At 76.2% G+C, this 13,441-nt stretch carries 12 protein-coding genes; 5 read left to right on the top strand and 7 right to left on the bottom strand.

Features of this window, described 5'->3' with window-relative positions; all coding sequences use genetic code 11:
• Positions 1-18: 18 nt before the first annotated feature.
• From ACFTWP_RS16495 to ACFTWP_RS16480, 4 genes are all read right to left on the bottom strand, one after another.
• Entirely contained in the window at positions 19-657 is a 639-nt protein-coding gene (locus ACFTWP_RS16495) for a DUF6758 family protein (RefSeq protein WP_380265233.1), read from the bottom strand.
• Between the two features lie 302 nt (positions 658-959).
• Complete coding sequence (locus tag ACFTWP_RS16490; RefSeq protein WP_371479671.1) at positions 960-1,106, bottom strand: hypothetical protein; 147 nt, start codon at positions 1,104-1,106, stop codon at positions 960-962.
• Positions 1,107-1,574: 468 nt separating this feature from the next.
• Positions 1,575-2,441 (bottom strand): alpha/beta fold hydrolase, encoded by an 867-nt coding sequence (locus tag ACFTWP_RS16485; protein WP_380265232.1) that lies wholly within the window; start codon positions 2,439-2,441, stop codon positions 1,575-1,577.
• A gap of 237 nt (positions 2,442-2,678) precedes the next feature.
• The gene (locus tag ACFTWP_RS16480; protein ID WP_380265231.1) at positions 2,679-4,343 is read right to left on the bottom strand and encodes a DEAD/DEAH box helicase; all 1,665 of its coding nucleotides are present in this window, start codon (positions 4,341-4,343) and stop codon (positions 2,679-2,681) included.
• Positions 4,344-5,014: 671 nt separating this feature from the next.
• Between ACFTWP_RS16480 and ACFTWP_RS16475 the strand changes: the two genes are divergently transcribed.
• Positions 5,015-5,743: a ferritin-like fold-containing protein gene (locus tag ACFTWP_RS16475; RefSeq protein ID WP_380265230.1), complete on the top strand. Its 729-nt coding sequence runs from the start codon at positions 5,015-5,017 to the stop codon at positions 5,741-5,743.
• Between the two features lie 91 nt (positions 5,744-5,834).
• Here ACFTWP_RS16475 and ACFTWP_RS16470 read toward each other — a convergent pair whose 3' ends face one another.
• From ACFTWP_RS16470 to ACFTWP_RS16460, 3 genes are all read right to left on the bottom strand, one after another.
• A complete protein-coding gene (locus ACFTWP_RS16470; RefSeq protein WP_380265229.1) occupies positions 5,835-6,164 on the bottom strand; it encodes a hypothetical protein in 330 nt (109 codons plus the stop codon).
• A gap of 215 nt (positions 6,165-6,379) precedes the next feature.
• Positions 6,380-6,607, bottom strand: coding sequence for a DUF3107 domain-containing protein (locus ACFTWP_RS16465; protein WP_191289406.1), 228 nt, complete (start codon positions 6,605-6,607; stop codon positions 6,380-6,382).
• A 137-nt stretch (positions 6,608-6,744) separates the two neighbouring features.
• A complete protein-coding gene (locus ACFTWP_RS16460; RefSeq protein ID WP_380265227.1) occupies positions 6,745-7,422 on the bottom strand; it encodes a TetR/AcrR family transcriptional regulator in 678 nt (225 codons plus the stop codon).
• Positions 7,423-7,620: 198 nt separating this feature from the next.
• Between ACFTWP_RS16460 and ACFTWP_RS16455 the strand changes: the two genes are divergently transcribed.
• The 4 genes from ACFTWP_RS16455 (at position 7,621) to ACFTWP_RS16440 (ending at position 13,320) form a co-directional block, all read left to right on the top strand.
• Positions 7,621-8,709 carry an alpha/beta fold hydrolase gene (locus ACFTWP_RS16455; RefSeq protein ID WP_380265226.1) on the top strand — a complete coding sequence of 363 codons (1,089 nt, stop codon included), beginning with the start codon at positions 7,621-7,623 and terminating at the stop codon, positions 8,707-8,709.
• A 315-nt stretch (positions 8,710-9,024) separates the two neighbouring features.
• Entirely contained in the window at positions 9,025-10,671 is a 1,647-nt protein-coding gene (locus tag ACFTWP_RS16450; RefSeq protein ID WP_380265225.1) for a DUF3492 domain-containing protein, read from the top strand.
• Between the two features lie 296 nt (positions 10,672-10,967).
• Positions 10,968-12,149, top strand: a complete 1,182-nt coding sequence (locus tag ACFTWP_RS16445) for a hypothetical protein (RefSeq protein ID WP_380265224.1) — start codon at positions 10,968-10,970, stop codon at positions 12,147-12,149.
• Positions 12,150-12,306: 157 nt separating this feature from the next.
• Positions 12,307-13,320 (top strand): NAD-dependent epimerase/dehydratase family protein, encoded by a 1,014-nt coding sequence (locus ACFTWP_RS16440; protein ID WP_380265223.1) that lies wholly within the window; start codon positions 12,307-12,309, stop codon positions 13,318-13,320.
• The last annotated feature ends 121 nt before the right edge of the window (positions 13,321-13,441 follow it).

The following is a 13,441-nucleotide window of genomic DNA, read 5'->3' as shown; positions in this document are numbered from 1 at the left end:
CCGGCGGGCCTCGGCGCCTCAGCCCAGCAGCCGGGGGGAGAGCGCGCCGCAGGGCAGCAGGTCCAGTTCGGCGCCGGCCTCGCGCAGGTCGGTGAGCACCAGCTCGTCGTACATGACCAGGGCCGACTGCTCCGGCCAGGCGATCGCCCAGAGCCAGAGGCCGCGGGCCTCGCCGGCGAACACGGCGCGGTCGGCGGGGGCGTCGGGCACGTGGAACATCGGGGTGGGGCGTCCGGCGGCCAGCAGCTTGGCGTCGGCGGGCTTGTGCAGGGCGACCGAGTCGCCGGGGTCGGGGCCCGGCATGCCCGCGTAGCGGGCGCCCAGGCCGACGCCCAGCTCCTCCGCCACCAGGACGAGTTCGCCGAATCCGCCGAGCGGGGCCGGGCCGGAGCAGGCGACGGCGGTGGCCCGGGCTCCGGAGACGTCGTCCCCGACGTGCGCGATGCCGGTGTACAGCCAGCCGACCGGCAGGGGCCAGGGCATCCAGACGGGCACCTGCGAGCGGGCCACGGCCACGCCCAGCGCCTCGACGCTCGGGGGCAGTACGGGCTGCATCGGGTGCACCGCTCCGTGCCGGTCGCACTGCCAGGTGTCTGAGAACAGACCGGGGGCGCGGACCCGACCGGCGCACCTCGGGCAGCTTGGCTCGCCCCTCATAGCCGACAACGCTCCTCCCTCCGGACCGCCGCGTCAAGGACGATCACCCGTACGGAGTGCGTCGCGCCGTCCGCCGGTGCGTCGGCCGCCCGCCTCGGCGGCCCGTGCGGGCGGCCCCGGCTAGGGGATGTCCAAAGCCGGGCGGCGGCAAACGTCCCGGGGCCGGGCCGGAACACACTGACGCCCCGTCATCGACTGTGCGGTGACGGGGCGTCAGTGGGGTATCGGGACGTCGGATGCGGGCGCTTCGCAGGACTCCGCAGCGGGGTCCGACTCCCCGGTCGGGGCGGCGCCGGGCGGCGTCAGACGGTCTTGCACGGGCGGATGAGCAGGCGCTCACCGGTCCGGGCGGCAGCCTGGACCAGCTCGTTGACGGTCTCGGCGTCGGCGATCAGCCGGTCGGTGGCCGCGCCCTGGGCGTCGTCCAGTCGGAGGATCTCGAAGCGCATGGGCCTCTCCTTTTCTTGCCCCGGCGAACGGGGCGGTTTCGGCTGAGTCGGGATCAGCCCCTTCAAGGTCTGGTGCGTCGTTCGTTCCGCGGTCTGCTGCTGCAAACGTGCCCCCCTGGTCGCCGGGACTGCAGGCATCCTCATGGACCACTGTCGCGCGGTGCTGAGTCCGGGCGGTTGCTCGCCCGTAAAGTCCCGGTTTCGGCCGGCCGGCCCGGATCTGCGCACTGGCGCGGCCGGTCATCGGTTCAACAGGCTCGGGAGGTTGAAGATTCCCGGACAGACTCAAATATTACCGGAACTAACGAATTCTGTCCCGGGAGATTGCCCGGCTTCTTCCGGACGAGCCGCTCCCGGCCGCCGCCGGGCCGGCCCCGACCGACCCGGTCGCGGGCGGATCCCCGCAGGTCGGACGGGTTCGTCAGCGCCCCGACCGGCACCTCGCCGAGGCCGCCGCAGGGGCCCCGCTCAGGACCAGAACCGCGCCAGCGCGGCGGCCGTCCGGGCGGGCTGCTCGGCGTTGGGGGAGTGCCCGGCGTCGTCGACCACGACCCGCCCGGCCCCCAGGCGCAGCGCCATCCGGGACTGCTCCTCGACCGGCCAGGCGTAGTCCCGGACGCCGGAGAGCACCAGCTTGGGCAGGGCGGGGGTGGCGGCGGCCAGTTCGTCGACCCGGTCCGGACCGGAGATCAGGTGCTCGCCGGTGGTGATCAGGGCCTGCGGCACGTTCGCCAGCCACCGCTCGTGCAGGAACCGCGCCACCTCGGGGGACGGCCGGCGGGCCGGGTCGCCGCTGCCCTCCTCCATCTGCTGCAGGATCTGCCAGATGGACTCCAGGTCCATCGTCTGCAGGGCGTCCACCAGCAGCTTGGTACGGGCCGCCTCGTTGGGGTCGATCGCGGCCGGGCCGGTGGAGAGCAGCGTCAGCGAGCTCCAGGGCAGCGGGCCGGTGGCGCCCAGCAGGGCCTCCCGGACCACCTGGCCGCCGAAGGAGTGCCCGAGCAGGTGCAGCGGGCCCGCGCCGTCCAGCAGGGCGCCCAGCGCCCGGACGTCCGCGCCCAGCTCCCCGATCGCGTACGCCGCCGGGTCCTCGGGGCCGCCGCTCTGGTACTGGCCCCGCTGGTCGACCGCCACCACCCGGTAGCCGGCCTCGGCGAGCGGCTCCAGCAGGGCGACGAAGTCCTCCTTGCTCCCGGTGAAGCCGGGCACCAGCAGGGCCGTCCCGATCGGCCGGCCCTCCGGGTCGGCCCGGAGCGCGGCGAACTCCCCGCGGGGCGTGGTCAGCCGCAGCGAGCGGGCGCAGCCGGGCAGGGTCAGGAACGGCGGGGTGCTCATCGTGCGGTCTCCTCCAGGGCGGGCCGGTCGCGGTGCCTTCCGAGCCTAGTCACCGGCGTACGCCGACCGGGGGCACGCCGGCGCGGCAGGCGGGGCGGTACGCCGTACGGACCAGAGCGCGCGGCCCGCACGCCCCGGGAGAGGCGGCCCGCACGCCCCGGCAGAGGCGGACGGCGGGCGCGGGAACGCCGAGGCGGGCCGGCCCCGAAGGACCGGCCCGCCTCCTCGCGTGCCGGATCAGACCGCCGGGGCGGCCGCCTCGCCGCCGGCGGCGGGGCGGCGGGTGCGGGTGCGGCGGCGCGGGGCGGCCTCACCCTCCGCCTTGGGCTCGGCCTTGGCGGCCGCCTTGGACTCGGCCTTCGGCTCGGCCGCGGCCGGCGCCTCGGCGGTCACCGGAGCGGTGGCCCCGGCCTCGCCGGCGGCGGCGCTGCGCGGGCGGCGACGGCGACGGCGCGGGGCGCCCTCGCCCTCGGCCGCCTCGGTCGCGGCGGGGGCCGCGGGTGCGCCGGCCTCGACCACGGCGGCTCCGGCCACGGCCTCGGCCGCCGAGTCGGCGCCGCCGCGGGTGCGACGGCGCTCGCGGGTCTTGCGAGCGGGCTTCTCCTCGGCCGGCTCGGCGACGGCCGGGCCACGGCCGTTGCCGTTGCCGGTGCCACCGGCCGGGCGGGCGCCCCGGGTGCGGCCGCCGGCCGAGCGCGAGCCGCGGCCGCCGGTCTCGCCGAGGTCCTCGACCTCCTCGGCGCCGAGGCCGGCCCGGGTCCGCTCGGCGCGCGGCAGCACGCCGGTGGTGCCCGGGGCGATCTTCAGCAGCTCGTACAGGTGCGGCGAGGTGGAGTAGGTCTCCTCGGGCTCCGGGAACTTCAGGTCGAGCGCCTTGTTGATGAGCTGCCAGCGCGGGATGTCGTCCCAGTCCACCAGCGTGACGGCGGTACCCGAGGCGCCGGCGCGGCCGGTCCGGCCGATCCGGTGCAGGTAGGTCTTCTCGTCCTCGGGGCACTGGTAGTTGATGACGTGGGTGACGCCCTCGACGTCGATGCCGCGGGCCGCGACGTCGGTGCAGACCAGGACGTCGACCTTGCCGCCGCGGAACGCGCGCAGCGCCTGCTCGCGCGCGCCCTGGCCGAGGTCGCCGTGCACCGCGCCGGCGGCGAAGCCGCGCTGGGTCAGCTGGTCGGAGACGTCCGCCGCCGTCCGCTTGGTCCGGCAGAAGATCATCGCCAGGCCGCGGCCCTCGGACTGCAGGATCCGCGAGACCATCTCCACCTTGTCGAGCGAGTGCGCCCGGAAGATGTGCTGGGTGGTGTTGGCGACGGTGTGGCCGGTGTCGTCCGGAGCGGCCGCCCGGATGTGCGTCGGCTGGCTCATGTACCGGCGGGCGAGGCTGATGACCTGGCCCGGCATGGTGGCCGAGAACAGCAGGGTCTGCCGCTTGGCCGGCAGCATGGTCAGGATCTTCTCGACGTCCGGGAGGAAGCCCAGGTCGAGCATCTCGTCGGCCTCGTCCAGGACGAGCGCGCGGATCTTCGACAGGTCGAGCTTCTTCTGCCCGGCGAGGTCCAGCAGGCGGCCGGGGGTGCCGACGATGATGTCGACGCCCTTCTTCAGCGCCTCGACCTGCGGCTCGTACGCCCGGCCGCCGTAGATGGCGAGCACGCGGACGTTGCGGACCTTGCCGGCGGTCTGCAGGTCGTTGGTGACCTGGGTGCAGAGCTCGCGGGTCGGGACGACGATCAGGGCCTGCGGGCTCTCGACGAGCTGGTCCTCGGTGGCGCGGCCGGCGTCGACGTCGGCGCGCACGACCACCCGCTCGATCAGCGGCAGGCCGAAGCCCAGGGTCTTGCCGGTGCCGGTCTTGGCCTGGCCGATGACGTCGTGGCCGGTCAGAGCGACCGGCAGGGTCATCTCCTGGATCGGGAAGGGGTGGATGATGCCGACGGCCTCCAGGGCCTCGGCGGTCTCCGGGAGGATTCCGAGCTCACGGAACGTGGTCTTCGTGGGTTCAGCGGTGGTGGACAGGGTGCTGCCTCTTCCATGTGGGGGGCCGAGAGCGAGAGGGCGGCGGGCAGCCGCGCGGCTGCGGGCGGGCCGGACTGGCCCAGTTACAGCTGCGCGGACGCACAACCGCGCCGGTCCCTGCGGCCGGCCGAGGTCGGACGGCCCGTGAAGGCGCGTCGCCCGGCGGCGTGGGGGAGGATTTCCCGTGAGGGACCCGGCGCGGGACCTTCGCCTTCGGCGCGGTCCGCGGCGGCCCTCGCTCGGCCACTGATGCGGTGCCAAGGCTTGAGGTCCAAGCCAAGGTCGGAGCCGATCGGCTCTCCGACCGGGCATCCGCGTACGTGAGCGCCCGGCGTCCGTGCGGGACGCGTCCGGCAAGGACGGCGTCCGTTCGGAGCGGGCTCGCCCGGTCCGCCGGAGGCGGCGGAACCATGCGAGCACTACGGGCCTCCCTACCACCATACAGTCACGCGACGACTCGAACACGTGACGCGGGTGACACGGCCGCCCGAGCCGGTCCGCCCGGGCCCCGCGGGGGTGCGGGCGGGACCGGGACCCTCCGGCTAGGGTGGCGAGCCATGGAGACGCAAGGTGAGACCCAGGGCATCGGGGCCGGTTCGATCGGTGACTGGGCCGGCCGCTCGGCCGACCCGGAGTACCGGGCCGCGGTGGTGGACCTGCTCGGCGCCCTCGCCTACGGCGAGCTGAGCGCGTTCGAGCGGCTGGCCGAGGACGCCAAGTTCGCGCCCGGCCTGGCCGACAAGGCGGCGCTGGCCCGGATGGCCTCCGCCGAGTTCCAGCACTTCCAACTGTTGCACGACCGGCTCGCCGCGGTCGGCGCCGACCCGGACGAGGCCATGACGCCGTTCGTGGAGCCGCTGGACGGGTTCCACCGGCTGACCGCGCCGTCGGACTGGCTGGAGGGCCTGGTCAAGGCGTACGTCGGCGACGCGATCGCGACCGACTTCTACCGCGAGGTGGCCGTCCGCCTCGACGACGACACCCGCGACCTGGTGCTCGGGGTGATGGCCGACACCGGGCACGCGCAGTTCGCCGTCGACAAGGTGCGCCAGGCCATCCAGGAGAACCCGCGGGTGGGCGGGCGGCTGGCGCTCTGGGGCCGGCGGCTGATGGGCGAGGCGCTGAGCCAGGCGCAGCGGGTGGTGGCGGAGCGCGACGCGCTGTCGAACCTGCTGGTCGGCGGTGCGCAGGTGCAGGGCTTCGACCTGGTCGAGGTCGGCAAGATGTTCAACCGGATCACCGAGGCGCACACCCGGCGGATGGCCGCGCTCGGCCTGGCGTCCTAGGCCGCCCGACCCGGGACGTGACCGGGGAGGCGACCCGTGACGTGACCCGGGCACCGGCCGCTCGGCCTGCCGGGGCCGGCCGGGAGGCCGGTCAGGCGGGCCGGCGGCGGTGGACGCCGTGCCGGCCCGTGCCCTGGCGCGGGGAGCCCGAGCGGTGGGCACCGGACCGCTGGGCGACCAGGTCCGGCCGGGCGAGCACCGAGACCAGCAGGGCCGACCCGGTCGCCGAGATCGCGAGTATCACCGCCGGCAGCGCCCCGCTCGTGGCGTAGTGCGCGATCACTCCGCTGACCAGCGCGGCCACCACCGCCGTCCCGGCCGTCAGCCCGCGGGGGGCCGGGAAGTACTCCGGGAGCACGCCGAGCGCGACCGCGGTGACGAGCAGACCTATCAGGACGAAGGCGAGCGACTCGACCAGCAAGATCTGCCTCCGGGGATCGCGGGATGCGGCTGCACCGCCCGTACCCGCAAGCGGGCACCCGCACACCCGGCACCCGCACACCCGGCGCCCCGGTACCCGGCGCGCCCGCACCCGGCGCCGCCGCGGCGCCGGACCCGCCGTCGAGGGCGCCGCCCGCCCGTGAACGCACCGGTGCCCCGCACCTCCGAGGAGGGGCGGGGCACCGGTGAACCGTCTCAGACGGTGCCGAAACCGACCTTGCGGACGGTCGGCTCGCCGATCTCCACGTACGCCAGGCGCTCGGCCGGGACGATCACGCGGCGGCCGTGCTCGTCGGTCAGCGTGAGGAGCTTCGAGGTGCCCTCCAGCGCCTTCGCGACCGCGCTCTCGACCTCATCGGCAGTCTGCGGGCTCTCGAGAACGATCTCTCGGGGCGCGTTCTGCACGCCGATCTTGACCTCCACGGCTTCCGTCCCTCCGGGGTTGCAGCCATCCACGCGCGGGGACCGGAGCGCCCTGGAACAGGCGTTCGTGGCCACCGCGCCGTACAGCCTCACCATAGAGCACGAGCCAGGCACTGAGGTGAAGGTCAGGACATCGCCTACTCGGCCGCGGGATCGGCGCCGCCCTCGGCGCCCTCGCCGCCCTGCTCGCCCGGGTGCATCGGGAAGCCCTTGAGACCGCGCCAGGCCAGGCTGGCGACCAGGCGCACCGCCTCGTCGTGCGGGATCTCCCGGCCCTGCGAGAGCCAGTAGCGCGCGGTGATCTGCGCCAGCCCGCAGACGCCGGCGGCCAGCAGCTTCGCCTCGGCCTCGGGCAGGTCGGTGTCCTCCGCGATGACCTGGCTCACCAGGGTCGCGCTCAGGTCGGCCGCCCGGTCGACCCGCTCGCGCACGGCCGGCTCGTTGGTCAGGTCCGACTCGAAGACCAGCCGGAACGCGCCGGACTCGCTGGCGACGTAGTGGAAGTACGCCTCCATGGTCGCGGCCACGCGCTGCTTGTTGTCGGTGGTCGCGGACAGCGCGGTGCGGGTCGCCTCCACGAGCGCGTCGCAGTGCTTGTCGAGCAGCGCGAGGTAGAGCTCCAGCTTCCCGGGGAAGTGCTGGTACAGCACCGGCTTGCTGACGCCGGCGCGGTCGGCGATGTCGTCCATGGCCGCGGCGTGGTAGCCCTGGGCGACGAACACCTCCTGGGCGGCGCCGAGCAGTTGTTCACGGCGGGCGCTTCGCGGCAGGCGGGCACCGCGTGGGCGCTCCTGCGCCTCCTGGATGGCCGTCACGGCGCTCCTCACTTCACGGGATCTACAGCACGGGCAAGGTGACTGATTCTACTTTTCGGTAACCACATCCGCGCCGGGTGGAGCCGATAAAAGCACGGAACCCCCTTGTGGGGAGCCCACAATACGGGTCTGACCACGGCCGTTGGCAGTGGTGCGGTCCCGGAACGGTACCTTCCCGGCGCTCTACCATCGTCCTCCATGAGCGCTGAGCAGCAGGTGGACCCGTTGGCCGAGGGCGGTGCGCGCGGGCGCGCGGAGATCCGGACGGTCGAGATTCCCGGAGCCGTACTGGCGGTGAGCGGGCCGGCCGGCGCCGCTCCCGGGGGCGGCGGGCACCTGCCGCCCGCGCTCTTCGTGCACGGACTCGGCGGCTCCTCCGACAACTGGACCGAGCTGATGGGCGAGCTCTCCGACCTGGTCGAGGGCGAGGCGGTGGACCTGCCCGGGTTCGGGCGCTCGGCCCCGCCGCCGGACGGCAACCTGACGCTCTCCGGGCACGTCCGGGCGGTGATCGGCTACCTGGAGGCGTCCGGCCGGGGCCCGGTGCACCTCTTCGGCAACTCGCTCGGCGGCGCCGTCGCCGTCCGGCTCGCGGCGCTCCGCCCGGACCTGGTGCTCAGCCTCACCCTGATCTCCCCGGCGCTGCCCGAGCTGCCGCCGCAGCGCAGCGCCTGGCCGACCGGCATGCTCGCGGTGCCGGGGGTGCCTGGCCTGCTCCGGCGACTGCCGTCGAACGGCCGCAGCGTCGAGGACGCCACCGACGGCCTGCTGCGGCTGGTGTACGGCGACGCCGAGGCGGTGCCGGCCGAGCGCCGGGCGGCCGCCGTCACCGAGTACCGGCGCCGGATGGGGCTGCCGTACGCGATGCAGGTCATGGTGGGCTCGGCCCGCGGGATCGTCTCGGCCTACACCGAGCGCGGCGAGCAGTCGCTGTGGCGGCAGGCGGAGCAGGTCACGGCGCCGGTGCTGCTGGTGTACGGGTTGAAGGACAAGCTGGTCTCGTACCGCTCCGCCCGGCGGGCCTGCGCGGCCTTCGCCGACGCCCGGCTGCTGGTGCTGCCCGAGTCGGGACACGTGGCGATGATGGAGCACCCGGCGCAGGTGGCGCGGGCGGTGCGGGAGCTGCTGGCGCCGACCCCGTCGGACCGGGCCGGGGCTCCGCGGGCCGCCGCCGGCCCGGGCGCCGACGGCGTCGAGGCTGGCGCGGGCGTCGAGGGAACCGGGGCAGGCGCCGACGGGGGGCTCGGCGACGGGCTCGACGGAGCGGTCGGAAACGTGCCCGCCTAACGGCCCGAATGAGGGTTGGTCACGCCCGTTCACTCATTCAGGTGGCAACGGGGCAGCGGGCCGATGGATCGTCGGTGGTCCGTCCTACCTTTCTGGTGTCGGGCCGAACAGGTGTAGGGGAGTAGCAGCCGCCGGGGTGCCCAAGGGGCGGCTGCAGAGGGGGTCCGGCGGGCCGGGGTGCGGCCTGCCGGACGGGCACGTCCGGGCCGCCCCGCGCGGCGCCCCCGGGGGGGCGCGGTGTCACCGGCCGATCCGGCTCCTCGGTTCCTCAACTGCTGAAGCAATCCGTTGATCCGCTCTGCTCTGGAGGTCTCCGTGCGCGTCGCACTGCTCACCGAGGGCGCTCGGCCGTACGCACAGCGTGGCGGGCCGGGCTGGAGTGCCCGGCTGGCCGAGGGCCTGCGTGAGCACGAGTTCGAGCTCTACCTGCTCGCCGGGCCGGCCGGGCGGGGCGCGGCCGAGGCCGGGCCCGGGGGCCCCGCCGGGCGCTTCCGGGCCGTCCACGAGCTGCCGATGTGGGGGGTGCGGCCCGCCGGGCGCGGCCCGGCGGCCCTGCGCAGGCGCCAGTACCTGCGGGCGTACGAGCAACTGGTGCGCTCGCTGGTGATGCCCAGGGAGCGCCGCTCCTTCGCCCCCGGGCTCTACCGGCTGGCCGAGCTGGCCCGGGAGGACGGCGCGCTGCCCGCGTTCCTCGCCTCCGGCCACGCCCAGCGCGCCCTGGAGCGGGCCTGGAGATCCCCCGGCGCCGACACCGCGGCCGGGCAGCCGATGGTCAGGGACGTGCTGGTCGCCGCGGACCTGCTGGAGCAGTGCCTGCGCCCGCTCGCCGCGCCCTGGTACGGCACCGGGCCCGGCGGCCTCGGCGCGGCGGACGTCTGCCACGTGGTCGGGGCCGGGCCGGCGGCCCTGCCCGCACTCGCCGCCAAGCGGCTGCACGGAGTCCCGTTCGTGGTCACCGAACACGGCCTGCACCTGCGCGAGCAGTACGCCGGGTACCGCGAGGCGCCCTACCGCTGGCCGGTCCGGGCCCTGCTGCTGACCTTCTTCCGGCTGCTGACCGAGGAGACCTACCGGCAGGCCGCCCTGCTGACCCCGGGCAGCGCCCACGACCAGCAGTGGCAGCGCCGGGTCGGCGCCGACCCGGCGCGGACCCGGGTGGTCTACGAGGGCACCCCGGCGGTCGCGCGGCCGGCCGCCGGCCCGGAGCCCGAGGCACCCACCCTGGTGTGGGCGGGCCCGCTGGAGCCGGGCCGCGACCCGGTGCTGATGGTGCACGCCTTCGCCCGGATCCACGCGGAACTGCCCGCGGCCCGGCTGCTCGTCCTCGGCGAGGAGACCGCGCCCGGCTACCGCGCCCACTGCGAGGCCCTCGCCGACCGGCTGGGTCTGGCCGGGGCGGTGGAGTTCGCCGGCCGGCCGGCCTCCGCCGCCGAGGCCTGGCAGCGCGGCACGGTGGTGGTCTTCTCGGCACCGTCCCACCGGGCTCCGCTGCTGCTCGCCGACGCCATGCTGAGCGGCCGGGCCGTGGTGTCCACCGACACCGGGGTGGCCCGCGAGGTGGTCGGGCCGACCGGCCTGCTGGTGCCGCCGAGGGATCCGCAGGCACTGGCCGGCGCCTGCCTGGCGCTGCTGGGCGACGAGGAGCGCCGCTCGCGGCTGGGGCTGGCGGGCAGGCTGCGCGTGCAGGAACGCTTCGCCGTGGAGCCGGTGGTCACCGCGTTCCGTGACATCTACCTGGAGCTGGTCTCGAACTGGCCGGCCTTCCCGGACGGTCGGAGCGGCCCGGTGGGGCAGCGGCTGCGGCCGTTCGCCCGGCCGGCGGAGTACTGGATGGCGATCGGCGCGGCGGCGGCGCCCGTCCGTCCGGCCCGGCCGGCGGCCGAGGAGCGGCCGGTCGCGGCCGCCGGCGCCAGTTCTTCCGGTCCGGAGGCCAGACCGGAAGAACTGGCGGAGGCGCTCTGATGGCGGGGCGCCGATCGCCGCGCGGCCCGGCGCCGGAGGCGGCCCCGCGCCGACCGGCCGGCGGGCAGGTGCCCGTGCAGTGGCCGACCGGCCCGCGATCGGCTGCCTCCGAGTCGGCGGGCGACCGGGCAGACCCGCGCGGTCGGGCGGCTCCGCGCGGTCAGGACTCCCCGGGCGGTCAGGCGGCTCAGGGCCGGCGTCCGTCGCAGGGCCGTCCGTCGCAGGGCCGTCCGGTGCAGGGTGTCCGGCCGCCGGGTGCCGACGGTGCTCCGGATGTCGACCGTGCGGTGGGTGCGGTGGCCGGTGATCCGGTGCGGGAGCTGATGGTGCGCCACCGGGCCCTGTGCGAGCAGGCGGTCGACCCGCTGGAGATCGCGGCCGGCCTGGAGGCGGCCGGCCTCGGACCGGGTACGGCCGCCGGCTACCGGCACGCCGACGTCTTCTCGCTGGCGGAGGAGCTCTACGCCCGGGTGCCGCGTCGTCCGCCCGATCCGCCGTCCGCCGAGGCGGGCGAGTCCTGGCGGCGGCGCTCCGGTGCGGCCCTGCGGACGGCACTGGCGGCCGTGCTCCCCTGCGCGGCCCTGGTGGCCGTCCGCGCGGTGCGACCGGGGCCGCTCGGCGCCGTCGGCCTGCTGGCGGCGGTGGCGGCGGGCGGCTGGCTGGCCGCCGCGGCCGTGCACGGGCTGACCGCCGACGGACGGACCGCGCGGAGGCGGGCCGGGCGCCGGGCGAGACCGGAGCACCCCGACACCGCGGAGCACCCCGTTCATCCGGACCACCCGGAGCACCTGACGGGCCCGGCGGGCGGGCCCGGCGCGTGGGGCCCCGGAGCGTCCCGCTCGCGGCCCGCGGTGCTCGGGTACGGCCTGGCCGTGGCGACCGCCCTGCTGCTGCCGCTGGCGGCCGGCGCAGGCCCGGTCCAGGCCGCGATGGTGATCGCCGCCGGTGCCGGGCTGGGCGCGGCCGAGTGGTCCGCCCGCTGGTTCCGGCACGTCGGCCGGGTGCACCTGGGGACGGCCGTGACGATCGGCGACTTCCGGTCCCGGCTGCGCCCGGTGCTGCCGGTGGCGGTCGGGCTGCACCTCGCGGTCCTGGCGGTGCTGACCTTCGCCGCCCTGGCGGTCCTCACCGTCGTGGCGCCCAGGCCCGGCCCGGCCGGGGGCGGGCTGTCGCACGCCGTGGCCGACCGCGCGGACGCGGTGCAGTGGGCCGCCCAGGCCGCCCTGGGGCTGCTGCTGGTGCTCACCTCGCTGCTGCTGCACGGCGGCCGGGCCCGGGTGGCGGCGACGGCCACGGCCGCGGGATCCGCGGTCGCCGCCTCGCTGCTGCTGTTCCGGTCGCAGACCGGCGCCGCGGGCTGGCCGCTGCTCGCGGACCACGGCCCGGCGGCGGCCCAGCTGTTCGGCAGCGGCCTGGCGGGAGCAGCGCTGCTGCCCTACGCCTGGGTGGTGCTGAGCCGCCCCGGCGCGCACCGCTGAGCCGGCGGGCGGCCGACTGCCCGGACCGCCCCGTGGCGGGGTGTCCGGGCGGTTCGGGCTGTCCGGACGGCCGGACCCACCCCTCTCGATGTCATCTCCGAATTCCCATCTGACCGCCAGGTCGTCCGAGACCTTGCCTCATGGAAGGACACCCCCGATGAGGGTGCTGCTGCTGGGCGCCGACGGCTTTATCGGCCGTCGGGTCACCGATCGTCTGCTCGTGGACCAGGAGTTGCAGGTGACGGTGCTCGGCCGGCGAGACTCCGCCGACATCCGCTTCGACCTGACGACCGGGAGCCCCGGTGCGCTGGCCAGGTTCCTCGACGCGGTGGCCCCGCAGGTGGTGATCAACTGCGCCGGGGCGACCTACGGCAGTTCCCGGACGCTGATCAGGGCCAACACGCTGGCCGTGGCCACGGTGTGCGAGGCGATCCGGCGGAGCCGGGAGCCGGCCCGCCTGGTCCACGTCGGATCGGCGGCCGAGTACGGCCCCGTCCCGGGCGGGATCCCGATCGCGGAGAGCGCCGAGCCGCGCCCGGTCGGCCCGTACGGGGTGTCCAAACTCGCGGGGACGGAGCTCGTGCTGGCCTCCGGTCTGGACGCCGCGGTCCTGCGGGTCTTCGACGTGGTGGGCCCGGGTGCGCCGACCGCCTCGCTCTTCGGCCGGCTCTCGGAGGGGCTGCGCCGGGCACTGGAGCGGGACGAGTCCGTGGTGCGGATGCCCGACCTGTCCGGGTACCGGGACTTCGTCGACGTCCGGGACGTGGCGCGGGCGATCCAGTCGGCGGCGGTCTCCGCGGCCACCGGTGTGATCAACATCGGCAGCGGGCACGCCGTCCGGGCCAGGGACGCCGCGCAGATGCTCGTCCGGACGGCCGGCTTCGACGGCACGGTGGTCGAGGAGAGCAGGCCCGCGCTGCTCCCGGCGCAGGCCGCGGGCGCCGCCGACCACCTGCTGCATCCGTTGGCGCACCACCTGGCCGGGCACCGGTCGGCGGACGTCCGGTCGGCGGAGGGCCGGGCCGTCGACGGGCGCTCGCCGGTGGCGGAGCCCGTTCCGTGGCGGCAGGCGGACGTCCGGACGGCCAGGGACCGTCTCGGCTGGCGGACACAGGTGCCGCTGGAGGAGTCGCTCGGCGACATCTGGCTGGAGACGGCCTGCCGGGTCTGAGCCGCCGGGCGCGGTCCGACCGCCGCCCGCCGGGAGGTGACGGAGCCCGGGCCCGCCAAGGGTCCGGGCGGGTGCGGGGCCGCGCCGGTGCCCGTCCCGCGGGGCCGGGGCACGGTCCCAC

Origin of the sequence: Kitasatospora sp. NPDC057015, from assembly GCF_042673745.1 — a bacterium.
Classification (GTDB): domain Bacteria; phylum Actinomycetota; class Actinomycetes; order Streptomycetales; family Streptomycetaceae; genus Kitasatospora.
This window is presented reverse-complemented; position numbering and strand designations above follow the sequence as displayed.